This is a genomic window from Lentzea atacamensis, from assembly GCF_003269295.1.
Lineage (GTDB): Bacteria > Actinomycetota > Actinomycetes > Mycobacteriales > Pseudonocardiaceae > Lentzea > Lentzea atacamensis.
This window is the reverse complement of record NZ_QLTT01000007.1, coordinates 284,453-307,615: the sequence shown is the minus strand read 5'-3', so window position 1 is coordinate 307,615 and position 23,163 is coordinate 284,453. Positions and strand designations below refer to the sequence as shown.

21 protein-coding genes are annotated in these 23,163 nt (G+C 67.5%); 6 read left to right on the top strand and 15 right to left on the bottom strand.

Features of this window, described 5'->3' with window-relative positions; all coding sequences use genetic code 11:
• The first annotated feature begins 161 nt into the window (after positions 1 to 161).
• The 4 genes from edd (at position 162) to C8D87_RS30295 (ending at position 6,365) form a co-directional block, all read left to right on the top strand.
• Positions 162 to 2,018 carry a phosphogluconate dehydratase gene (gene edd, locus C8D87_RS30310; protein WP_170166635.1) on the top strand — a complete coding sequence of 619 codons (1,857 nt, stop codon included), beginning with the start codon at positions 162 to 164 and terminating at the stop codon, positions 2,016 to 2,018.
• Between the two features lie 282 nt (positions 2,019 to 2,300).
• Positions 2,301 to 2,948, top strand: coding sequence for a bifunctional 4-hydroxy-2-oxoglutarate aldolase/2-dehydro-3-deoxy-phosphogluconate aldolase (gene eda, locus C8D87_RS30305; RefSeq protein ID WP_233442361.1), 648 nt, complete (start codon positions 2,301 to 2,303; stop codon positions 2,946 to 2,948).
• A gap of 214 nt (positions 2,949 to 3,162) precedes the next feature.
• Positions 3,163 to 5,130 carry a PEP/pyruvate-binding domain-containing protein gene (locus C8D87_RS30300; RefSeq protein ID WP_233442360.1) on the top strand — a complete coding sequence of 656 codons (1,968 nt, stop codon included), beginning with the start codon at positions 3,163 to 3,165 and terminating at the stop codon, positions 5,128 to 5,130.
• Positions 5,130 to 6,365: an MFS transporter gene (locus tag C8D87_RS30295; RefSeq protein ID WP_112229233.1), complete on the top strand. Its 1,236-nt coding sequence runs from the start codon at positions 5,130 to 5,132 to the stop codon at positions 6,363 to 6,365. Before C8D87_RS30300 ends, C8D87_RS30295 begins: the two co-directional genes overlap by 1 nt.
• On the opposite strand, the gene C8D87_RS30290 is transcribed toward C8D87_RS30295, so the two are convergent.
• The 3 genes from C8D87_RS30290 to C8D87_RS30280 form a co-directional block, all read right to left on the bottom strand.
• Entirely contained in the window at positions 6,325 to 8,865 is a 2,541-nt protein-coding gene (locus C8D87_RS30290) for a BREX system ATP-binding domain-containing protein (RefSeq protein ID WP_170166634.1), read from the bottom strand. The genes C8D87_RS30295 and C8D87_RS30290 overlap by 41 nt on opposite strands.
• 222 nt (positions 8,866 to 9,087) lie before the next feature.
• A complete protein-coding gene (locus C8D87_RS30285) occupies positions 9,088 to 9,465 on the bottom strand; it encodes a hypothetical protein (RefSeq protein WP_112229231.1) in 378 nt (125 codons plus the stop codon).
• A gap of 52 nt (positions 9,466 to 9,517) precedes the next feature.
• Positions 9,518 to 10,045 carry a sigma-70 family RNA polymerase sigma factor gene (locus C8D87_RS30280; protein WP_112229343.1) on the bottom strand — a complete coding sequence of 176 codons (528 nt, stop codon included), beginning with the start codon at positions 10,043 to 10,045 and terminating at the stop codon, positions 9,518 to 9,520.
• Positions 10,046 to 10,316: 271 nt separating this feature from the next.
• On the opposite strand from C8D87_RS30280, the gene C8D87_RS30275 reads away from it, so the two are divergent.
• Entirely contained in the window at positions 10,317 to 11,534 is a 1,218-nt protein-coding gene (locus C8D87_RS30275) for a DUF4142 domain-containing protein (RefSeq protein ID WP_170166633.1), read from the top strand.
• A 173-nt stretch (positions 11,535 to 11,707) separates the two neighbouring features.
• Here the strand turns inward: C8D87_RS30275 and C8D87_RS30270 are convergent, their stop codons facing one another.
• The 4 genes from C8D87_RS30270 to C8D87_RS30255 form a co-directional block, all read right to left on the bottom strand.
• A complete protein-coding gene (locus C8D87_RS30270) occupies positions 11,708 to 12,088 on the bottom strand; it encodes a hypothetical protein (protein ID WP_112229229.1) in 381 nt (126 codons plus the stop codon).
• Between the two features lie 56 nt (positions 12,089 to 12,144).
• Entirely contained in the window at positions 12,145 to 13,203 is a 1,059-nt protein-coding gene (locus C8D87_RS30265) for an AAA family ATPase (RefSeq protein WP_215732529.1), read from the bottom strand.
• A 67-nt stretch (positions 13,204 to 13,270) separates the two neighbouring features.
• A complete protein-coding gene (locus tag C8D87_RS30260; protein WP_112229227.1) occupies positions 13,271 to 14,038 on the bottom strand; it encodes an RNA ligase family protein in 768 nt (255 codons plus the stop codon).
• A gap of 139 nt (positions 14,039 to 14,177) precedes the next feature.
• The gene (locus tag C8D87_RS30255) at positions 14,178 to 14,921 is read right to left on the bottom strand and encodes a hypothetical protein (protein WP_109640519.1); all 744 of its coding nucleotides are present in this window, start codon (positions 14,919 to 14,921) and stop codon (positions 14,178 to 14,180) included.
• Between the two features lie 185 nt (positions 14,922 to 15,106).
• Here C8D87_RS30255 and C8D87_RS30250 point away from each other — a divergent pair, with 185 nt between their 5' ends.
• On the top strand, positions 15,107 to 15,913 hold the full coding sequence (locus C8D87_RS30250; protein ID WP_112229226.1) for a S1 family peptidase: 807 nt from the start codon (positions 15,107 to 15,109) through the stop codon (positions 15,911 to 15,913).
• A gap of 61 nt (positions 15,914 to 15,974) precedes the next feature.
• Here C8D87_RS30250 and C8D87_RS30245 read toward each other — a convergent pair whose 3' ends face one another.
• The 8 genes from C8D87_RS30245 to C8D87_RS30210 all read right to left on the bottom strand — a co-directional run bounded on the left by C8D87_RS30245 (position 15,975) and on the right by C8D87_RS30210 (position 23,062).
• Positions 15,975 to 16,775 carry an alpha/beta fold hydrolase gene (locus tag C8D87_RS30245; RefSeq protein WP_112229225.1) on the bottom strand — a complete coding sequence of 267 codons (801 nt, stop codon included), beginning with the start codon at positions 16,773 to 16,775 and terminating at the stop codon, positions 15,975 to 15,977.
• A gap of 113 nt (positions 16,776 to 16,888) precedes the next feature.
• Entirely contained in the window at positions 16,889 to 17,338 is a 450-nt protein-coding gene (locus C8D87_RS30240; RefSeq protein ID WP_109640522.1) for a MarR family winged helix-turn-helix transcriptional regulator, read from the bottom strand.
• Positions 17,339 to 17,383: 45 nt separating this feature from the next.
• Positions 17,384 to 18,049 carry a nucleotidyltransferase family protein gene (locus C8D87_RS30235; protein ID WP_233442359.1) on the bottom strand — a complete coding sequence of 222 codons (666 nt, stop codon included), beginning with the start codon at positions 18,047 to 18,049 and terminating at the stop codon, positions 17,384 to 17,386.
• The gene (locus C8D87_RS30230; RefSeq protein WP_112229224.1) at positions 18,012 to 18,521 is read right to left on the bottom strand and encodes a regulatory protein RecX; all 510 of its coding nucleotides are present in this window, start codon (positions 18,519 to 18,521) and stop codon (positions 18,012 to 18,014) included. The genes C8D87_RS30235 and C8D87_RS30230 overlap by 38 nt, the downstream gene beginning before the upstream one ends.
• Before the next feature lie 14 nt (positions 18,522 to 18,535).
• On the bottom strand, positions 18,536 to 19,582 hold the full coding sequence (gene recA / locus C8D87_RS30225) for a recombinase RecA (protein ID WP_112229223.1): 1,047 nt from the start codon (positions 19,580 to 19,582) through the stop codon (positions 18,536 to 18,538).
• Between the two features lie 146 nt (positions 19,583 to 19,728).
• On the bottom strand, positions 19,729 to 19,923 hold the full coding sequence (locus tag C8D87_RS30220; protein WP_170155231.1) for a DUF3046 domain-containing protein: 195 nt from the start codon (positions 19,921 to 19,923) through the stop codon (positions 19,729 to 19,731).
• 9 nt (positions 19,924 to 19,932) lie between these two features.
• A complete protein-coding gene (locus C8D87_RS30215; protein WP_109640525.1) occupies positions 19,933 to 21,183 on the bottom strand; it encodes an MFS transporter in 1,251 nt (416 codons plus the stop codon).
• Between the two features lie 52 nt (positions 21,184 to 21,235).
• Complete coding sequence (locus C8D87_RS30210) at positions 21,236 to 23,062, bottom strand: Hsp70 family protein (protein WP_112229222.1); 1,827 nt, start codon at positions 23,060 to 23,062, stop codon at positions 21,236 to 21,238.
• Positions 23,063 to 23,163 lie beyond the last annotated feature (101 nt).

Here is a 23,163-nt window from a genome sequence, read left to right as displayed (position 1 = left end):
CACGCCAAGATTCAAAACTGGTTCCTTCCCAGTTACTGAATCGTTTTTGTGTCTACGACCAGCCATGACTTACTGTGTGTGGCGTCACGCCCGTCCGTGGGACGCCACCGTTGTCGTCTCGTGAGGGCCCCACCACGGCCCGTGATGACCCGGAGAAACCCATGAGCCAACTGCATCCCGTACTGACAGAGGTCACACGCCGGATCGCCGCCCGCAGCGCTGACTCGCGCCGCGTGTACCTGGAACGTGTGGCAACGGCCGCGCAGGACGGTACCTCCCGGTCCGGCTTCGCGTGCAGCAACCTGGCGCACGGCTTCGCCGGAATCACCGGTGGCGACAAGGCGGCGCTGCGGGCGTTGCGCAAGTCCAACGTCGCGATCGTGTCGTCCTACAACGACATGCTGTCGGCCCACCAGCCGTTCCAGGAGTACCCGGCCTGGATCAAGGACGCGGTCCGCACCGCCGGCGGCGTGTCCCAGTTCGCGGGCGGCGTGCCCGCCATGTGCGACGGCATCACCCAGGGCCGCGAGGGCATGGAGCTGTCGCTGTTCAGCCGCGACGTCATCGCGATGTCCACCGGCGTCGCCCTGTCGCACGAGATGTTCGACGCCGCGGTCCTGCTGGGCGTCTGCGACAAGATCGTGCCGGGCCTGCTGATCGGCGCGCTGTCGTTCGGCCACCTGCCGTCGATCCTGGTGCCCGCGGGCCCGATGGCGACGGGCCTGTCGAACAAGGAGAAGGCTCGCGTCCGGCAGCTCTACGCGGAGGGCAAGGCAACGCGCGAGGACCTGCTCGAAGCCGAGGCCGCCTCGTACCACTCCCCCGGCACCTGCACGTTCTACGGCACCGCGAACTCGAACCAGATGGTCGTCGAGGTCATGGGCCTGCACCTGCCAGGCGCCTCGTTCGTCCCGCCGGGCACGTCGTTGCGTCGCGCCCTCACCGAGCACGCCGGCCGCCGCGCGGTCGAGATGGCCAAGGGCGAGCGCTACACGCCGATCGCGCACATCGTCGACGAGAAGGCCGTGGTCAACGGCGTGGTCGCACTGCTGGCGACCGGCGGCTCCACGAACCACACGATGCACCTGGTCGCCATCGCCGCCGCCGCGGGCATCGAGCTGAGCTGGGACGACTTCTCGGACCTGTCCGCCGTCGTGCCGCTGATCGCGCGGGTCTACCCGAACGGCAGCGCCGACATCAACCACTTCCAGGCCGCCGGCGGCGTCCAGTTCGTGGTCGGAACGCTGCTGGACGCCGGCCTGCTGCACAACGACGTCAACACCGTGGCGGGTCACGGCCTCGACCGCTACCGCCAGGAGCCGATGCTGGCCGACGGCGAGCTGGTCTGGGTCGACAGCCCCGGCCGTTCGCTCGACCTCGACGTCCTGCGCCCGGTCTCGGACCCGTTCGCCTCCGACGGCGGTCTGCGCATGCTCTCCGGCAACCTCGGCCGCTCGGTCATCAAGGTCTCCGCGGTGGCGTCCGAGAACCACGTCGTCGAGGCGCCCGCCCGCGTGTTCACCACGCAGGAGGCTTTCCAGGAGGCCTTCAAGGCAGGCGAGCTCGACCGCGACGTGGTCGTCGTCGTCCGCCAGCAGGGCCCCCAGGCCAACGGCATGCCCGAGCTGCACAAGCTGACCCCGCCCCTCGGTGTCCTGATGGACCGCGGCTACAAGGTCGCCCTGGTGACCGACGGCCGCATGTCCGGCGCCTCGGGCAAGATCCCCGCCGCCATCCAGCTGACCCCGGAGGCCGCGGTCGGCGGCCCGCTCGGCCGGGTCCGGGACGGCGACATCGTCCGTCTCGACGCCACCGCCGGCACCCTCGAAGTCCACGTGTCCGCGGAGGAGCTCGCCTCGCGCCCGCTCGTGGACTTCCCCCCGACGGGCCGCGAATGGGTCGGCACCGGTCGCGAGCTGTTCGCCGCTTTGCGTCGTACCGTCGGACCTGCTGACCGCGGCGCGACGGTGTTCGGCCCCATCACCGCCGACCACTTCGCCCCGGTCACGCACCACTAGCCCCGCCCGCACCACCAATATATTGGCCCTACCCAAGCCGCTGACCTGGCCCTTAGCAATGACTCTTTGGACTTCGTCGTCAAAAGACCCATTGCAAAGGGGCGGCGACGCTCAACCCAACCCGCCCGCCGACCTCACCACCGCCCGCCCCGTCCGTCCACCCTCGCCCACCTTTGCAATGAGTCTTTTGACTTCGTCCGCAAACGTTTTTTGCATCCGGATGGGGTGTGGGTGGCGTGTGGCAGCATGCGATATATCGGTTTTCGATCAAGGAGTGACACCGTGGCCAACGGCGACAATCTCGGAGCGACCACCGGCGCCGACCTGCTCGCGCTCTCGCCCGTCATCCCGGTCGTCGTGGTCGACGACGCCGATCACGCCGTGCCGCTCGCCCAGGCGCTGTTGCGCGGTGGTGTCCGCGTCATCGAGCTCACGCTGCGCACCCCGGCTGCACTCGCCGCGATCGAGAACGTCGCCCGCGAGGTGCCGGAGATCGTGATCGGCGCGGGCACCGTCACGGCACCCGAGCACGCCGAGCAGGCGGCGAAGGCCGGGGCGGCGTTCCTCGTCACCCCCGGCACGACCGACCGGGTGCTCGACGCCGCCGACGCGACCGGGCTGCCGTACCTGCCGGGTGCGGCGACCGTGTCCGAGGTGATGCGGCTGGCCGAGCGCGGGCTGTCCGCGCTGAAGTTCTTCCCGGCCGAGGCCGCGGGTGGCGTCGACTACCTGAAGTCGATCGGCGGGCCGATCCCGCACGTGAAGTTCTGCCCGACCGGCGGCATCACGCCGCAGACCGCGCCGGCCTACCTCGCGCTGCCGAACGTCGGCTGCGTCGGCGGCTCGTGGCTGGCACCGAAGGACGCCCTCGCGAACGGCGACTGGGACCGCATCGAAACCCTCGCCCGCGAGGCGAGCCGGCTCGGGTAAGCCAGGTCACGAACCGGAAATTCGGCTCACATCACGAGACCGGCGTTCCACCACGTTGGATTCTTCCCCCAACAGGTGGTGACGCCGGTCTCTGATTGATCGGGGTTTGAGGAAAGGCGAGCCGAACAGCCGCCAGTTGAGATTTCTTCCGGAATAACGCTCACCTCCCCGGTGTCACACTCGCTCGTTGCAATGGCGCAAGAGAGGAGCGGATGTGGCTGTCCAGGAAGCCGACGTGGCGGGGTTGGTCGGAGAACAGCTGACCATGTCGGCGTTCAACCAGCTGTCCGGCAGTCTGGGTGGTTATTCCTTCGTCAAGGTGGTCGTCGACCGACACAACGAGACGATCCACTTCTTGAACAACGCGCGCAACGAGTTCCACGCGATCTACATCGGCCAGGAGATCCTTGGCATCGGCGAGCAGGAGATGCGCGCACGGATCGACGAGTTCAACCAGAGCTTCTACCACTCCCCTGACCGGCGGTTCTTCCTCGGCATCCTGTCGCTGCACAAGCGCGAGGACAAGCGCATGTTCTCGCTGGAGACGGTCGAGGTCGACACCATGTCGGCCGACATGATCGAGTTCTTCTACGCGGAAGTGCGCAGGAACGTCGACGCCGTGGTGCCGTTGTTCTTCAAGCCCGCCAACCATCTCCAGGAGCAGGAAGTCGCGGAGCTTCCCGTGGAAAGGCTTCCACGGATCCTCGCGCACGAATTGTTCTCGACGGCCGAGTTCGTGGCGTTGAACCCAGGCACGACGAGGGGCCGGTTGCGCGCATTTCGCACCGAGCAGGAGTACCGGGAGAACATGCTGGAGTGGTTCGACATCGTCGTGATGCACCGCGTTCCCGACGACATTCCGCGGCTCGCCGGTATCATCAACGCGAGCCACACCACTCCCCTGTCGCACACGAACGTTCTGGCGACGGGCTGGTCCATTCCGAACGCCATCCAGATCGGCGCGTTCGACCTGATCGACCGGGAGGACCTCGACGGCCAGTGGGTCGAGTACGAGGTGTCGGCCAAGGGCGCCTCGGTCGGACTGCGGCTGATCGACGAGCCGGACGATCTCGGCCAGCGCCCCGCCTGGTACGCGCAGCGCGTCACGCTCGAAGAGCCCGAGGACACCTACAACCCGATCCTCAACCTCAGCAAGATCCGCTACAACGACAGCCATCGTTACGGGACCAAGGCCGCGAACCTCGGCGAGCTGCACCACGTGCTCGCGGCCGAGTCGCCACGCCGGCTGCTGGGTTTCTTCTCGGTGCCGCGTCCGCCGCGCGACAACCTCATGCCCTACCTGGCGAAACTCCTCGGCGAAGACGAAGACGCCGACCTGCTCGCCGCCGCCCAGCAGCTGCTCGCGGAACGGGTGCGGGTGCCGCGCGGCGTCGCGTTGCCGTTCTCGATGCACCAGGGCTTCCTGGAGTCGTCGCCGAAGATCCAGCAGGCCATCGGCAAGCTGAAGATGGCGCTGGAGCTCAACGCCCGCGAGATCGAGCCGTTGTGCGTCGAGCTGCAGCAGCTGATCCGCAAGACACGCGTGCCCGACTACCTGCTGTCCGACCTGGACACCGCACTCGTCGAGAACCTCGCGGGTGTCAGGACGTTCGTGGTGCGCAGCTCGTCGAACGCCGAGGACCTTGCCGGGTTCTCCGCAGCGGGCATCTACGAGTCGTACAACCACGTCACCAGTGCCGAGAAGATCGTGGAGTCGGTCAAGGAGGTGTGGGCGTCCCTCGTCTCCGCGCGCAGCGTGCGGCTGCGACAGCAGGCAGGTATCTCGCTCGACGACTGCTTCATGGGCGTCGTGATCCAGGAGCAGGTCAACGCGGACTTCGGCGGCGTCATGGTCACCACGAACCCCATGAACCGCAACGACTTCCGCAACGTCTACATCAACGTCTCGCCGAACGTAACCGACGTCGTCGAGGGCTCGAAGCAGCCCATGCAGTACCTCTACTCCACTGTGGAGGGTGGCGGCCGCACGGTTTCCCTGGGTGACGCCAAGGAGGACCTGGACGTCAAGGGGCACGCACAGCTGCAGCGGCTCGCGATCGTGGGCCGGTTGCTGCAGTCGCACTTCTCGCCGGACTACACGTTCGACTCGCCGGTCGACATCGAGTGGCTCGCCACCGACGAGATCCTGTACGTCCTGCAGCTGCGGCCGTACTCGATCTGATGCTGGGTCTTCGCGTACCGGCGACTCCGGAAGTGGCGCGTGCCGTCCGCCTGACGTACGGCTTCCAGTTCTTCTTCGGGCTGCTGCTGTGGATCCCGATCTTCTACGAGTACCAGAAGCAGCTGGGGCTCTCCGACGCCGAGATCTTCGGCATCCAGTCGATCTACTACATCGCGTTCTGCCTCATGGAGATCCCGACCGGCATGGTCGCGGACCGCTTCGACTACCGCACGTCGTTGTGGCTCGGCGCGAGCGTGCTGGTCGTCGCGAACACGGTGCCGGTGTTCGCGGGCAACTACACCGGGTTCCTGATCCACTTCCTGCTGATCGCGCTGGCCAGGTCGCTGATCTCGGGCGCACAGAGCGCGTACCTTTACGAGTACCTCAACGCGCACAACGCCGGGCACCTCTACCTCAAGGTCGAGGGCGTCGGCCGCTCGTACAGCCTGGTCGGCAAGATCGTGTACTGGCCGGTGATCAGCCTGCTGATGCAGTGGAACATGCCGTCGCCGTACTGGCTCACCGCGATCAACGCCGCGATCGCGGTGGTGCTCGCCCTGAAGCTGCCGCCGATTCCTGGTTGGGAACGGCCGGCGGGCAAGACTTCGGAGCTGCTCGCCGGCGTCGGCGGCGCGTTCGGGGCGCTGCGCAAGTCCCGCTGGCTGCTGCTGTTGATGATCCAGGGCATCGCGATGTTCACGCTGGTCCGGATCCTGCAGGTCAACCTGTTCCAGCCGGTGCTGGAGTCGAAGCACGTCTCGGTCAACTGGTACGGCTCGGTGCTCGCCGCGATGACGATCTTCGAGGCGGTCGCCGCCGCGCGCCCGCTCTGGCTGTCGAAGAAGATCGGGCCCGCGAAGTCGGTGTTCCTGCTGACCGTCGTGATGGCGTTGTCGATCGGCTTCGTCGTGCCCTCGGGCGGTGTTGTGACGATCGTGTTGCTGTGCCTGTTCTCCGTGACGGCGGGCATGAGCTTCCCCATCCAGAAGAAGCTGCTCAACGACGCGATCCCGGATTCCCGTTACCGTGCAACGCTTCTCTCGATGGAGTCCATCATGGACCGTGCCGTGTGCGCGGTCGTCGCGGTCGCGCTCGGTGCCTACCTCGCCGGCGGGCGGCTCAACGAGTTCCTGGTGCTGTCGTCCGCCGTCACCGTGATCCTGATGGCCTTGCTGGCAGGGTTGCTGATCGCGGTCAGGACCACAAGGCGGCGACGAGCTCGGCTCGTCCCGTGATGCCGAGCTTGCGGTAGGCACTCGACAGGTGCAACTCCACCGTGCGGCGGGTCAGGTGCAGGGTCTCGGCGATCTGCCGGTTCGTCAGGCCCTGCGCCGCCATCCGCGCGACCCTGTTCTCCTGCCTGGTCAGGCCCTGCACCTGGTCGTCCTTGTCGCGGACCTCGTCCCCGGCGAGCTTCGCCAGCGGGTGCGCGCTGAGCTGGCGGGCGAGGTCGAAGGCGCGGCGCAGATGCGGGGCCGCGGCTTCGGTACGGCCCTTGCGGCGCAGGTGGTGGCCGAGCCAGTACAACGACTGTGCGTGCAGCAGCCGGTGCGGTGACGAGGCGAGAAGCTGTTCCGCCTCAACGAGGACATCGATGTCGTCCGTGCTGATGCCGACGCTCATCAACGCGGTCCCGATGACGCGCGTCGAACCCCACCGCTTGGCCAGGTCCAGCTCCTCGTGCGCGAGCCGGGCAGCGTCGTCACGGTTGCCCAGCGCCAGGTACGCGCGCACGGCGTGGTGACGCCACGCCAGCAGTGCCGGGTTGGGCATCTCGCGTGCCGCGAGTCGCCGGCCCGCCTCCAACAGGTCTTCCAGCGCACCCTCCGCGTGGCAGGACGCGAGCTTCAGCCGGCCGCGGGCGTAACAGACGTTGATGTGCTGCAACAGGTCGCCGTCTTCGGTGACGAGCGGAGCCGCCTCGTCGAACTGCCCCATCTCGATGCACACCTCGGCGAATTTCGCCGAGGCCAGCAGGACCGAGGGACATTCCGTGTTGCCGGTCGCCACCGGTGGCGTCAGGAACGTGTACGCACGGGCGAGATCACCGCTGTTGTGGAAGGCGGCGGCGCGAGCGATCATGCTCAGCATTCCGCGGCGCAGGTGCGGGTCGTGTGAGACCGGCGCGGTGCTGTGCGAGAGCCACAGCTTGTTGATGTGCGCCGGATCGTCGGCGAGCACCGGCACGAAGAACGTGAACAGGTAGGGCTCGCCGAAAACGTCGACCCACTCGCCGTCGAGCGCGTCCAGCGCGTGCTCGACGGCTTCCGCGGACGAGTCGCCGCTGCGGGCGTTGCCGACCGCGAGCAACGCCGACCGCGCGCGCTTCAGATTCGGGTCCTGCGGGATGTCGCCGACGAGGTCGTCGAAGTACTTGCCGGCGCAGTGGGCCATCTGGGCGTCGCGGTTGGCGGAGAGGAGATAGGTCGTGCAGACGAGGTGCCAGACCAGGTCGCGGTCCTCCGGCAGCAGCCGGGCGATCACCATGATCGCCAGCGACACCGCGAAGTGCGCGTCCGAGCCGGTGCACATGTTCTGGATCAACGACAGCGCGACGTTCGCCGCGAGGTGCGGGTCCTCGCAGGCGGTCAGCGCGTCCCGGACCCGGTCACGGCCTTCTCTGTTGTTCTTGAGGTGTTCGGCGTGGCCGAGCTCGACCTCGATCGCCAGGCGGTCCTCATCGGACAGGTGTTCGTCGAGCGCCCGTTCGAGGTGCTCGATGCCACCGACCTCGCGCAGCAGGTCCACCGACCACGGCAGGCGGACGGACCTGGCCTTCAGCACGTGCTCGGCGACGCGTTCGTCCGGGGCGTCCGACTCGAACAGCAGCCAGGCAGCGCGGGCGTGTGCCGCGGAACGGACGGCGATCGGCATGTCGGCGAGGATGCTGTTGCGCACGAACGGATGCCGGAACGTCAACGGGTCGGTGTCGGCGAGCACCCCGAGGCGGACGAGCGTGTCGACGGCGGGTAGCGCGTCGAACCCGGTCAGCGCGGACAGCAGTTCGAGACCGGCGTCACCGTCCAGCACCGCGGCGGATCGGGCGACTTCGGCGGCACCGGTGTACTCGCGCAGCCGCATGCCGATCATCTCGCCGACCGCGGCCGAGCCCTCGCCTTCCTCACGGAGCAGGGCCTGCAACAGGTACGGGTTGCCGCCGGTGAGCTCGTGGCAGCGCTGCGGGTCCCTGTCCGGGAAGTCTTCGGTGAGTTGCGCGATGGCCGTGACGTCGAGGCCGGCGAGGTCGATGCGGTGCGGGTGGGCGCCGGCGATCTCGGGCAGCGTCACCTCGTCCGTGGAGAGGTAGCCCTGGGAGGCACCGAGAGCCATGACGACCGGCATGCCCTGCAGGCGTGGCCGCAGGTAGGCGAGCGCGCGCTTGGAGAAGGTGTCGGCGACGTGGACGTCGTCGACGACCATAAGGATCGGTGCCTTGCGCGCGGAGCTCGCGGCACGGGCGTACAGCTCTTCGAGGTCACGTTCGTTCGCAAGGCACGGCGCGAGCTGCCGCACCACCGCACCCGGTAAGTGGCTTTCCAGCCGGGCGCTCTTGGCCAGGCGGACGGTGAAGCCGCGCTCCCGTGCCTCGGCGGTGAACGCGTCGAGCAGCGCGGACTTGCCGATGCCGAAGCCCCCGGTGACGACCACGCAGGATGCCGTCCCCCGCAGTGCGTCATCGAGCAAACGTCCGAGAGCTGCGAGTTCCGCGTCCCGGCCGAGTAGTGGAGATGTCACCTCTACGTACCCCTGCCTTCGGTACCGAGAGGACCGCGGCTCGAAGGTTTCGGTGTTCCTTCGGTGCGGACCGTAAAGACCTGCGCTTCGTCGTCGGGCAAACTTACCCACAGGTAATGGTGAACGGAACTGTGAGCTGTGCGGGAGCGACCGATGATCTGGGCCAGGCTGATGCGCGGATGGCTCCGCCTCGCCTGCCTGCTCATCGGCCCGGCCACCGGCTCACACGTGACGGAACAGCGGAAACGGCTCACCGTGCACAGAGGCCGCGCGGGTCAGAGAGCCGAGTTCGGCCGGCTCGGCGTGCGAGGACAGCGACTCCACGACCGACAGCACCGCGGCGATGGCCACCACGACGCCTGCCGCCACCAGCAGGATGCTGCGGCTGATGTGGCACGGCTGTTGTTCCGTCGGCTGACTGACGACCTGACGCAGCGTCGGCGCGAACATGCCGAAGTCGGCCGCGTCGCCCTGGCAGCTCTCGCACCCGGTTAGGTGCCGGGAGAAGATCACATGCTGCGCGGGTTCGAGGACCCCGAGCACATACGCCGCAACGTCACCGCACGGCCCGTCTGGGCCCGTGCGGCTTTCGTCGTCCACGGCTCCTACTACGTACACGTGCTCGTGATGTGGTTGACGTGTCACCATCACGCTAGCTCCTGTCCTGCAGCGCCCGGCGGATGGTGTGCATCGCCTTGTACAGCCGGGACTTGACGGTTCCTTCCGGGACTCCGAGAACGACCGCTGCCTCCTTCACCGTCCGACCCATGACATACGTTTCGTAGATAGCTGAACGGTGTTCGTCACTCAATTGGCGTACAACTTCGGTAATGACCATCACCGAAAGTGTCTGTTCCGTGTCGTCGGGAGATTCGGCGATGTCCGGACGAAGCAATTCGACTTCCTGCGGGCGCGCCTGCCGGCTGCGCCATCCGTCGATCACAATGCGACGAGCGACGGTACAAAGCCATCCGCGCAACATCCCCGGTTCACGAACAAGGTGCTCGGAGTTCTGCCAAGCCCTGATCAACGTCTCCTGGACGACATCCTCGGTCCATTGACGGTCGTAGTTGGTCAGACACAGGACCTGGGAGAACAACATCCGCTGGAACTGCCCGTAGAGCAACGTCAGCAATTCCTCGTCCTGATGGGCTTCAGCAACCCTGACCTGATCAACCATGAAGCTTGCGCCCTCCCCAGGTATCGGCGACGTCTCGCTTCGGGCGGCAGGCCTAGCGACTCGGTGGCCGAGCATGGAATCCCATGCATCCTACAACGGGAACGCGAAATCCTCTCGGGTACGTAAATATGGCGCGAATGGTTCGCAGATCTTACCGTGATGCACGTCACATCGACAGGTGCGCATGCGTCGTGAACCCCAGCCCAACCAGCGCGTATCACCTTTGAAGGCAGCTCGATCGCGGGAGGGAACGGGCACTATGCGTCACCGGTTGGGCACGCTGGGACAGCACGCAGCGCTTTTCGCCGTCACGTCAGCGGTGTTTTTCGGGGCATTCATCGGAGCAGTCCCCGCGAATGCGCAGTCCACAGACGTGCAACCGCCAGACCGCTCTTTCATGGTATCTCTGCGGCAAGCAAACTCGTGGTTGATTCCTGTCAGCAAAGAGGTTCCGACACGCACCACCAATGCAGGAATCAGCAACGCCGGAAAGGATATCTTCGAAGGACATTCCCGACTCGACGTCGATCTGCTCAAAACCGCCGGCGAGTTCGGCGTGGTACTGCCGAACGACGCGAACAGTGAACACCAGTCACTCATCAACGAGATGGCCGGACGCACCGGCGACAACCACGACCGCGCCTACGCGACGATCATCCGGCAGGCACAGGGCGGACTTCTCGTAATGGCGACACAAACGCGCGCCACGACGCAGAACACCGCAATTCGCACGCTCGCCCACCAAACGGTGCAAATGCTGATCCGCACGATGACGGTCCTGGAGAACACCGGCCTGGTCGACCCGTCCGCGCTCGAATTGGTGACGGCCAAGGCTCAGCTGAACGCAGTTCGCGTCATCGGTCAGAACGTCGAACCTTCGGACCGGGAATTGCTCGTTCTGCTCATGCAGCATTCGCTTTGGCAGAAACCGGCGAGCCGCGAGAGCTCCGACCGCGCCCGTGACGCGAAGGTCCGCAAGGTCGCGGGCCAGCTCGCCGCCGAGCACACCCAGCTCACCGCCACGGTCAACGAGGCGGCCGGCCAGATCGGCGTTGATCTCCCGGCTGAACCGACGACCGAACAGAAGTCGTGGGCGAACGCCATCTCGTCCAGCTCGGGTGAGGAGTTCGACCGCATGTACGCGAACCTGTCGCGTGCCGCCGACGGCTCGCTCATCGTCCAGGTCGCCCAGGCGCGCGCGACGACCAAGAGCGTCCCGGCGCGGGTAGCCGCACAGACCGGTCTCACGCTCCTGCTCAAGCACATGCTTCTGCTGGAGGGCACTGGCCTGGTGAAGGCGAACTCCCTTCAGATGACCGACCTCCCGGCCATCGCCCAGCCCAAGTCCAACAACAGCTCGCCACCCCAGCCGGACGACTCCCCCACTAGCGTCGGCTTCCTCACCGGCATCGCCGTCCTCGTCGTCGCCGGCGCGGGCACGCTCTGGCTGGTCCGCGCCATCGGCCACCGCGGCGAGCACCGACGCTGACTTCCACCGATATATCGGCCGCAGCCCTCGCCCTCCGATATATCAGCGCCCAGCGGGCCGTCCGCCAGCCCGCCGGGCACCGCGCCTCCCTGCCCTAGCAATGAGTCTTTTGACGACGTCGTCAAAAGACTCATTGCTAGGGCGCAGGTCAGCGGCGTGGGAGGTTGACATAATCAACGTTGAAGGCGGAACGTGCCGAGAACCTCGATGCCGGACTGAATGGTGCTGTTGGCGCCGCGCTCGCTGTCGCGGATGACAGCGACGTGGTCGGCCTCGGGTGGGGCGGGCACCACGACGGTGAGGACGCGCGGGGCGTCCGAACCGGTATATGGATCTTGGGGGAAGGTCTCGACGCTGGTGCCGAGGCCCACCCGGACCGGCACGCGGCTGATGATGCGGCCGTCGCGGTCGCGGACCTCCACGTAGTCGCCGGCCTGGTGGTCGCGGGACAGGCCGACCGTGATGTTGACCGGGTGCTGCTCCACGAGGCGGACCCCGTCTGCGGCGAACTCGAAGATAAGACGGACGGATCTGGTCAGCGGAACGTCGGTCATGACGCGTGCCTCCAAGGGTGGGCGAGGCTCCCTTGTATGAGGCATCGGGGGCAGGGCTATGTACGTGTCGGTACTTGTGCCGTGTCCACCCGTTCGACGGCGTGCGCTTCAGTGAGATCAACCGCCTCCCACTTGCCGACGAGCCGGTCGATCACCGCGGCCGGCACCGGCTCGGGGCGGGTGCGGTTGCGTGCGTGGATCACGGTCTTCGGGGCTTCGAGGCCGATGAGCGTGACTCGGGCGCGGTAGTCGGCGGCCAGGCCGATGCAACGTTCGCGGAGCTGGCGGGAGATGTTGGTCGCGTTCCAGACGAACCGCTCCCCTGCCCTCAGCAGCGTCCGCGCTTCGTCGAAGGCTGCGGCGGCTACCGCGCGTTGGTCACCGTCGGGAGCGATGCCGAGCCGTGCGCGCACGGCGTCGAGGCTCACCACCGGCCAGCCCGGCCGGTTCGCGGCGATCCAATGGTCCTTGCCGACACCAGGCAGGCCGGACAGCACGGTCACCTCGACGCGGGTGTCGTCGTAGGCGGCGTAGTCCGGATCGCGGCCAGGGGTGCGGAAGTACTGGAACCGCGCGTGGTCGGAGGGGAACTCGCGCGGGCGGTCGAGGCAGTCGCGCTCGCGGCAGTACTCCTCGAACAGGGCGATGTTGTCCAGCACGGATTCGGTGTCACCGCAGATCCGGCCGAGGATGTCGGCGCGGGCCAGCGTCGCCAGGTCGTCGTTGCGGGCGACGAGGCTCACCCGGAACGCGATGCGGTCGAGATCGGGGCGTTCCAGCGCCCAGAACGGCACCTGGTGGTGGCGCACCAGCGCGGCAACGTGTTCGCGCCAGGCGATGGGTCGGTCCATCTCCCACAACACCTTGCGTGCCAACAGGTCTCCGGCGCGGGAGTGGCCGTGTGCGGTGATCCGGCCGTCCTCGATCTGGGTGCGGAACGGCTTCGCCACGTCGTGGAGCAACACCGTGGCGAACAAGCGCACGCGATCGGGTTCCGGGCGCTCCCTCCACTCCGGCAGTGCGACGAGCGCCTCGCAGGCCATGCGGGTGTGCGTGGCGACGTCGCCTTCCGCGTGATGGATCGGATCCTGCGGCACGCCTTCCAGCGCGCGCACCCATGCGAACGCCGACCGGACGGCGTTCCAATCCAGAGTCCACTGTGGACCGGTTGGGCAGAGTTGCTCAAACACGGGACACCACCCTGTTCGGCAGGATCGGGCGGTCCTGCCAATGGCTGCCCGAGTCCAGGACGGCGGTGACGAAGGTCGGCCGGACCCACTTGTAGCGCTCGACCGTGCGGCCGTTCTCCTCCACCTTGATGTAGAGGCCTTCCATGTGGTCGTCGGAATCTGTTTCCGCGACAACGACTTCCGGATCCAGACCCGCCGCACGGGCCGCCTCGACCAGCGCATCACGCCACGCGGGCGTGCGGCACGTCGACGGACCGATCAGCGCCGTCAGATCCTTCAACGTCCGCAACGGGCCCTCGTGCAGCACCGGCACGGCCACCACCGGCGCTCCTTCGAGCACGCGGCGGCGTTCCGGTGTGGACAGGAAGTCGCCGGTTTCGCGGTCGAGCAGGTCGAACTCGCAGAAGTGGTGCGGCAGCGCGTCGTAGAACACGGTGTGCTTGGCGTACAACCATTCCCCGTAGAGGACGTAGCGCGTGCCGAGCCTCTCCCACAGCACGCCCTGGTGCGTCGCGGCCCACGCCTTCAACGGCGCGAACTGCCGCTCTCTCGGTCCACCCGTCAGGAAATGGCCGCGTGACTGCAACTTCAGCACGCCGGAGGAGTCGAAGCTGATGCCCGCGTTGGCGCCGTCGAGCTTCTCCTCGACGACGAGGTGCCGTCCCGCGATCGCACGGAACGGCACCTGGTCGAGGTCCTCGTCGCCCGGTTGCAGGCGCGAGCCCTCGAGGTGGGGCGTTCGCGGGTACTTGCGCAACATGCCTCGATTTGTATCCCGTCCGAGCACCCGGTCGCTAACGGTTTACGCCGGACCGATGGTTGATGACGAGGTGCCGTCCCGCGATCACGCGGAACGGCACCCGTCTTGTAACCCGTCCGAGCGCCCGCTCGCGAACGGCTTACGCCTGACCGACGAACACCGCCTTCTCGGAGTTGAAGCTCGGCTCGAACACGAGCTGCATCTCACCGGGCTGCGCGCCCACCGAGTACGAGACCTCGTAGGTGTAGGTCTTGCCGGGCAGCACAGTCGCGTTGTCGACAGTGCTGTTACAACCCCCGCTGGTGTCGAACACCTTCGGAGCCTTCTGCTCGTTGAACTGGGCGTCGTTGCCCAGCGACAGCAGCGCGGTCTCGAACGCGGCGCTCGTGCCGTTGGTGATCGTGACCTTGAACTTCGTCCCGCGGACGATGCCCTGCGGTGCCGCGTACTCGCCGGGCGTGCACGCGACGGGCGCGGCGACGTCGACCGAGAGGCCGTTCGCCCACGTGTAGCGCGTGCCCCAGGTCAGAGGTTCGGCAAGCGCTTCCTGGTTCGGAGTCTCGCTCACGACGCCCTGGTCGAGAACCTTGTCGAGCTCTTTGACCGCGGACTGCTGCGCCACCACGGTGAAGGCGATCGCCGTGACACAAAGAACGACGCCGATGGCCGCCAGGATCTTGCGCGTGCCGAACAACGCGATCACGCCGAGCACGATCCCGATGAACGCGGCGATCGCGGTGAGGTTGTTGAGGAAGATGACCCACGAGCAGACAACACCGACGATCCCGAGGATCAACGCGGTCCACGCGAGCGCACCGAACCTCGCGGGCTTCTGCGGTGCGACCGGAGGAGGGGCGTAGGCGGGCTGCGTCGAATAGGTCATCACGGCTCCTGGCGGTTGCGAGTGTGACCACGACGTCGATTGATCTGCTTCACCCGTTAGCCGGGCATTGCATCCTCACTCGATCGAGTTACTCGCGGCCCGCCAGCCGACTTCCGAAGGTAGCGGAATGGCTACGATCCGTAGAGGCTTGGTGCTGGATGCCATCCGTGAAAGGAAACTTGCACATGGCACGACAACTCGTCGGATCCCTGCTCGCGGCGATCGCCGCACTCGGCGTCACGACAGCGCCCGCACAGGCCGCCGTCGATTTCACCGGCGCCGTGAAACTCGACAACTGCTCCGGTTCGCTGGTCCGGCTGCCGACCTCGACCGCCGCGGACAAGGCGCTCGTTCTCACCAACGGACACTGCGTCGAACTCATGAAGCCCGGCCAGGTGTTCGTCAACACGACGGTGAAGGAGCGCAGGTTCGATCTGCTCGGCGCCTCCGGCTCGAAGATCGCGAACCTGAGCTCGACGAAACTCCTCTACGCGACGATGACCGGCACCGACGCCGCGTTCTACCAGCTCAACACGACGTACGGGCAGATCCAGCAGCAGTACGGCAGCCGCGCGCTGGAGCTGTCGGCCTCGCATCCCGTGGCGAAAACGCAGATCCGCGTCGTCTCCGGCTACTGGAAGAAGATCTACCCCTGCCAGATCGACGGCTTCGTGTACCAGCTCAAGGAAGCCGACTGGACCTGGCGTGACTCGCTGCGCTACACGTCGTCGTGCAACACCATCGGCGGCACTTCGGGTTCGCCGATCATCGACAACGTGAGCGGCCAGGTCGTCGGTGTCAACAACACCGGCAACGAGAGCGGCCGACGCTGCACGATGAACAACCCGTGCGAGGTCAACGCCGCCGGCAGGGTCACCGTCCGCAAGGGCACCAACTACGGCCAGCAGACGTTCGACTTCGTGTCCTGCTTCGGTCCTGGCACGACGCTGAACTTGTCGCTGCCGGGGTGCAAGGTCGCGAAGCCCCGATGAGCGAACACCGCGCATGACGAAAGCCGGGACGCCCCTGCAGCGCCCCGGCTTTCCGCTTTCACTACCGCGCCGCGCGGACGATCAGGTCGGCCACGGTCTCCGGGTGGGACACGGCCACCGAGTGCGAGGCGTTGCCGACCTCGACGACGGCGCGGGCGTGGGCGCGCTCGGCCATCCACTTCTGCGCCACGATCGGGATGTTCTTGTCCTTGCCCGCGACCACGAAGTAGGACGGGACGGTGTGCCACGCGGGCTCGCCGGCGCCTTCGGTCAGCGCACTGTCGTTGACCGGCCGCTGCGTCGCCGCCGCGATGGTCGCGTCCCGGCGGGACACGTCGGCCGCGAACTGCTGCCAGTACTTGTCCTGCTGGATCGCGAAGTCCTTGGTGCCGTCACCGAGGTCGATGATCTGCAGTGTGTCGCCCAGTGTGCTGCCGGGGAACTTGTTCGACAGCTCGAGCGCGCTCTCGCCCTTCTCCGGCGCGAACGCCGCGACGTAGACGAGCGACTTCACGTTCGGGTTCCCGAGCGCGGCCTGGGACTGGACCATGCCGCCGTAGGAGTGTCCGGCGAGAACGATCGGACCGTCGATCGAGGCGAGCACCTTGCGCAGGTAGTTCGCGTCGTAGCTGAGGCCGCGCAACGGGTTCGCGACGGCGACTACCGGGAATCCCTTTCGCTGTAGGCGTTCCACTACACCGTTCCAGCTGGACGCGTCGGCGAACGCGCCGTGCACCAGCACGATGGTCGGCTTCTTGGCGCCGGACTTCCCGGCGGCCTCCGTGGCACCGGCACCCGACGGAACGGAAGCAGCCAGGGCCAGCAGCGTCCCAAGAACGGTGAACACCTTACGAACTCGCATTGCTCTCTCACTCTCTCGTCGGACACCGCGGTGACGGTTCATCGCGCTCGATTAGGTCGTACACGATGTAAGTTACCGGACGAGATACCTCGTGTGCGATGTGTTTCAGGCCACTAGCGCTCGGCGCCGTGCTTGACCCGGTTCAACGCCTTCCTCAGGACGGTGATCTCATCGCTGGTCATGCCGAGCGCCTCGCCGAGGCGGTTGGTCATCTCGGCACCGATCCACCGCAGGTCACGGCCCTTGTCGGTGAGCTGCACGAGCACGGACCGCTCGTCGTCGGGGTGCGTGACGCGCACCAGCAGCCCGCTCTTCTCCAGCCGCTTGATCAACGGCGACAGCGTGCTGTACTCGAGGTCGAGCTCCTGGACGAGTTCCCGGATCGGCCGCGAGTCCCGCTCCCACAGCAGGAGCATCACGAGGAACTGCGGGTAGGTGATGCCCGCCTTGTCCAAGATCGGGCGGTAGAAGCCCGTGACCGCTCGCGACGTCGTGTACAGGTCGAAGCAGAGCAGGTCCGCGACGGTGGGAGTGGCGGCGGACGTGTCGGGAGTGGTGCTCACGGGTTTCAGGCTACTCGGGACGAAACGGCCAAGCGGCGAGATCGGTTACGGGACGTCGCCAGCGTGTTCAGGCCAGGGCAGCACCGTGAGTTCTGGCCACTGTTCGCGCCATCGCCGGGCTTTCGCCTCGTAGACGCTGCGGGGAGCGAGCACGGGATTCGGGCGGACGACGAGGTTGAACACGTCGGCGAGGCCGTGCGGCGCGTAGATCCGCCACCGATCGTCACGGTCGACACGGATGCCGAGACAACAGGTCGTGGCCGCGAACGAGTCGATGGCCGCCTCGGTGGACGTGTACGGCTCGCACGGAACGCCGAAGTGGTCCTCGTACCAGAGGTGCACGCGTGCCTCGTTGCGGATCTCGACGACGGCCGGCAGGTCGCGGAAAACGTGCGCACCTGTCTGGATGACCTCGTTCTCCGCATCCCAGCCGAGGTCGGAGTCGTCGAAGTAGAACAGGTCGTAGTCCCTGATGCCCTCGGCCGGCGGGCGGCCGGTGACCACGTTCCACACGGTCTGGAACACGCATCCGGCCGTCAGGTACCACCCCGGCAGGCCGAGCTTCGCGGCACGGGCCAGGACCTCCATCAGCACCTCGTTGCGGGCGAGTGCAGCACGAAGTGCGTCGACCTGTTCGTCCACGGGAAGCCGGCCGATCAGCACGGCACCGGTCTCACGACCAGGGCTCGTCCAGAGCCGACGCCTCGTCACCGGCGGCGCGCAGTTCGTCGCGCACCACCCGGTACGCGAGCCCTTCCGCGTAACCCTTGCGCGCCAACGCCCCCACGAGACGGCGGATCTTCGCCGTCTCGTCCACACCGGACATCGTGCGCAGGCGTTTGCGGACCAGTTCGCGGGCCCGTTCCTCCTCCGCCTCACCGTCCACCGCGGCCACGGCCTCGGCCACCACCTCGTCGGCCACGCCCTTGCGGCGCAGTTCCATGGCGAGGGCACGGCGGCCCAGACCGTTGTAGGTGTGGCGGGAACGGACCCACATCTCGGCGAACTGGGCGTCGTCGATCAGGCCGGCGCGGTCGAACTTGCCGAGCACGACCTCGGCCACACCGGCACTGATCCCCTTGCGCAGCAACGCGTCGTGAAGCTCCTGCCGGGATCGGGCGCGAGCGGTGAGCAGCGCGTAGCAGATGTCGCGCGCTTTGCGCTGCTCCTCAGCCTCGTCCAACCTTCTGCTACCTCTTAGAACTCGACCGGCGCAGCGGGAGCGGCTTCTTCGGCGTCGAGGGTGGCGCCGATGCCGAGCTTGTCCTTGATGCGCTTCTCGATCTCGTTGGCGATGTCCGGGTTGTCGCGCAGGAACTTCCGCGCGTTCTCCTTGCCCTGGCCGAGCTGGTCGCCCTCGTAGGTGTACCAGGCACCGGACTTGCGCAGGATGCCCTGGTCGACGCCCATGTCGATGAGCGAGCCCTCGCGCGAGACGCCCTGGCCGTAGAGGATGTCGAACTCGGCCTGCTTGAACGGCGGCGCGACCTTGTTCTTCACGACCTTGACCCTGGTGCGGTTGCCGACGGGCTCGCCGCCGTCCTTCAGGGTCTCGATGCGGCGGACGTCCAGGCGCACGGAGGCGTAGAACTTCAACGCCTTACCACCGGTCGTGGTCTCCGGGGAGCCGAACATCACGCCGATCTTCTCGCGCAGCTGGTTGATGAAGATCGCGGTCGTGTTGGACGCGCTGAGCGCACCGGTGATCTTGCGCAGCGCCTGGCTCATCAGGCGGGCCTGCAGACCGACGTGGTTGTCGCCCATCTCGCCCTCGATCTCGGCGCGCGGCACGAGCGCGGCGACCGAGTCGATGACCAGGATGTCGAGCGCGCCGGAGCGGACCAGCATGTCCGCGATCTCGAGCGCCTGCTCACCGGTGTCGGGCTGGGAGACCAGCAGCGCGTCGGTGTCGACGCCCAGCTTCTTCGCGTACTCGGGGTCGAGCGCGTGCTCCGCGTCGATGAACGCCGCGATGCCGCCGGCCTTCTGGGCGTTCGCGACGGCGTGCAGGGCCACGGTGGTCTTACCGGAGGACTCAGGACCGTAGATCTCGACGACGCGGCCCTTCGGCAGACCGCCGATGCCCAGCGCCACGTCCAGCGCGATCGCACCGGTCGGGATCACCTCGATCGGGGCGCGGCCCTCTTCGCCGAGGCGCATCACGGAGCCCTTGCCGAACTGCTTGTCGATCTGCGCCAGGGCCAGCTCGAGCGCCTTGTCCCGGTCGGGTGCTGCGGGTGCCATCTTGGGTCCACCTCTTGTCGTCTGCCGTTGCTTCGTCATGTTGGACCTGACGCTACTGGCGGGGTCTGACAATTTCGCGAAGCCGGGGTCGGGGCCACTCTAGCCGAACACGTGTTCGAGCACACGCGACACTCCGAAGGGCCAGCTCAGCGACGATTCTCGGGAATCTCGAACGCGTCGCAGACCGCGAGCCAGACTTCCTTGGCCCCGATCCCCGCCTCCAGAGCCTCGTCGGCGGTGCGTCCGCCGAGCGACGACAGGACGTGGTCACGGGCGATCATCTCGGCCCTGACCTGGCCGAACTCCCCTGCCATGAGCTTGCGGAACATGGTGATGCGCACCTGCAGACACTAACGAACGGGCCTGTGCAGCGATGCGAAGAGGCACACGATCAGCAGCGGCAGCGCGGTGAACCCCACGATCAGCCCGAGCGCCGCGTACGACCACGCGGTGACGACGATCCCGGACACGGCGCCACCAACGGCGCCACCGACGTTCATCACCAGATCGGACAGTCCCTGCGCGGCCGGCCGGTCCTCCACCCGCACGGACTCGGTCAGCAGTGCGGATCCCGACACCAGCCCCGCCGACCAGCCGAACCCGAGCAGCGCCAGTCCCGCGGCAAGCTGCGGAGCGTCGTGCGACGGCGCCATCCCCGCGATCCCGGACGCCGCCACCACCAGCGACGCGCCGATCGCGAGCACCGGCACGCGCCCGAGCCGGTCCGCCATCCACCCGAACAACGGGCTCGCGGCGTACATCGCGGCGACGTGCAGGCTGATCACGATGCCGACCACGCGCAACGACGACCCGGAGTGGTTCATGTGCACCGGCGTCATCGACATCAGCCCGACCATCGCGGTGTGGCACAACATCACTCCAACGAGTGCAAGCCGCGCCATCGGCCCGAGCGATCCCCAGATCCTCAGACCACCGGGTGTGCCTCCGCCGGAGCAGTGCGGAGATTCAACCGGTCGAGTGCTTTTCACGACGACCAACGGGTCCGGCCGCAACCCGAGCTGGATCACCAGCGCCGCCGCGCCGAGCACGAGAGCGGCGAGCAGGAACGGTCCCGCGCCCACCGGCAGCCCCAGCGAAGCAGCCGTCCGCCCGGCGGGATCGGCGAGGTTCGGCCCGATGATCGCGCCGATCATGGCCGCCCACACCACACGGGACAGCTCGCGCGCGCGGCGTTGCGGATCCGCCAGATCCGTTGCGGCATAACGAGCCGCGTAGTTCGCGCTGGACGCCCCTCCGAACAGGAGGAGCCCCACCAGCAGCACTTGCCACAGCCCGGCGCTCACGGCGACAGCGGCCACCAACGCACCGAGCGCGCCCACCCCGTAGCCGAGGAGGAGCGCGGGCCGGCGCCCACGCCGTTGCGCCAGACGGGCACCGGGCAGGGCGAGCAACGCGGCTCCGGCGACGGCCGCGGTCTGCGCGAGCCCGCCGACGGCATCGGATCCGGACAGCGACGCGGCGATCAGCGTGCTGATCGCGAGCCCGATCGTCACCGCGGCCGACCCCAGGACCTGGGTGCCGGTCAGCACGCGGACGACCTTGCGCTGCACGCGTTCGACCTGCGGCGCGACCGTCACCATGATCGCGATGGTGGCACGCTCAGCCGCGCGCCGACAGGTCCATCAGGGGCGCTTACTCACCCGGTTGAACGGAGTTCTCGAAGAAATCGGCGATCTCGTCCGGCTTGAGCTCGTCGGCGTTCTCCTCTGCGTGCTTGGTGAGGATGCCGAACATGGGGCGCCCCTTGGCCGTGAACACCAGCACACCGGTGCCGGTCGAGGTGGCCGCGCGGTAGGTGCCCTCCAGGCCGTTGCCGGTCCAGTCGGCCTCGACGCGGTCGGTCTGGAACGACTTCGCGATGGCGTCGGCGTTGTTCTCGGCGCCGGTGACGCTGTCGGTGAGGATGTACTGGACCTCGTAGCCGTCGCGGATCGTGCAGCTCACGACCGTGCCCTTGATCTCCTCCATGCCGGTGATCTGCGCGGAGCCGGCCTTCTCGCAGCCTCCGCCGTCGGGCACGTGGCCCGCGAGCTGGCGCAGGCACTTCGTGAAGCCCTGGCCGTCCTGGGCGGTGTCGTCCTTGCACTCGTCCGCGCTGGGCAGGTCCGGACCGGAGAACGCGAACACAGCGCCGATCACGACGGCCAGCGCCACGACCGCGCCACCGATGCCGAGGAGGACCTTCTTGTTGTCCTTCTTCGGCGCCTGCTGCGGGAAGTTCATCGGGTAGCTGCCGCTGACCGACGGGTTCACCTGGTACGGCGCGGTGACCGGGTACGAGCCGCTCGCCGAGTACGGCCCGCTCACGTTCGGGTTGACCGGGTACGAGCCGCTGGTCGTCGGGCTGACCGGGTACGAGCCGCTGACGGAGGGGCTGACCGGCGTGGTGACGACCGTGGGCGGTTCGACGAACTTGGGCTTGTCGTCCTCTGCCTTCAACGTGATCGTCGCGCGGTCCACGACCTGCGCGCCGGACGCGACGATCGTCTCCGGGTGGTCGGGGTTGGTCGGGACGATGCCGACCTTCTCCGCGATGACCTGGGCGACCAGCGGCATCCGGCAGGAGCCGCCGACGAGGTAGACGTGCTCCGGCGTGACACCGGCCTTCTGCACGGTGGTGATGAGGAGCTCGGCGCTGCGGATCAGGCTCGGCCGGATCAGCGCCTCCAGCTCGGCGCGCGTGACGACGACCTTCTCGAACGGCTCCGGCATCATCACCTCGACCTGAGGCAGCTCGGAGAGGTCCTCCTTGGCGAGGCGCAGCTCCTCGCGCAGGCCGAGGCGGGCGCGGTGGTCGTCCACGGTGACCGGGCGCAGCAACCGCTGCCAGCCGGCCGGGTCCTTGTGGGAGACCGCGCGGCCGATGTGCTCCAGCAGCGCCTGGTCGACGTCGAGGCCGCCGACGTCGCTGAGGCTGCCGTCGGCGAGGATGCGGTGCTCGGAGTCGAGCACGGAGACGTCGAACGTGTCGGCGCCGAAGTCGTAGACGGCGAGCGGGCGGCCGCCACCGAGCGACGCGACCGCGATGGCCTCGGGGACCGGCACGAGCTGGCCGGTCATGCCCGCGAGCCTCGCCGAGGACAGCAGCTTGTTGCGCCTGGTCGGGCCCCATTCGGCGGGGTGCGTGAGGCGGATCTCGTCGAGCTGACCGCCGCCGAGCAACGGGGTCACGGACTCCAACACGCGCGCGTAGATGGCCGCGAGCGCGTCGTTGACCGGCAGGTTCGTCTCGCCGAGCTTGATCGTCGCCTTGTCGATGTGGCGCTTCGGGTTCGGCTCGTAGCGCGACGGGTCCTGGCGCGAACGCCGCTCCGCTTCCCTGCCGACGCGAAGGGTGCCGTCCTCGTCGAGGTAGACGGACGAGGGCATGGTCGGCCCTCCGTCCAGATCCACCACACCGTGGTCGGACAGCACCGCAACCGTGTTGGCGGTGCCCAGGTCGACGGACAGGACGCGCACCGTGCTCCCCTCGCAGGACGTACTTCGGTGATCGTGCCACAGCGGCCTCCGGCAGGTGCTCGGACCTGCGTAATCAGAAATTGTCAGACCCCGCCGTCATG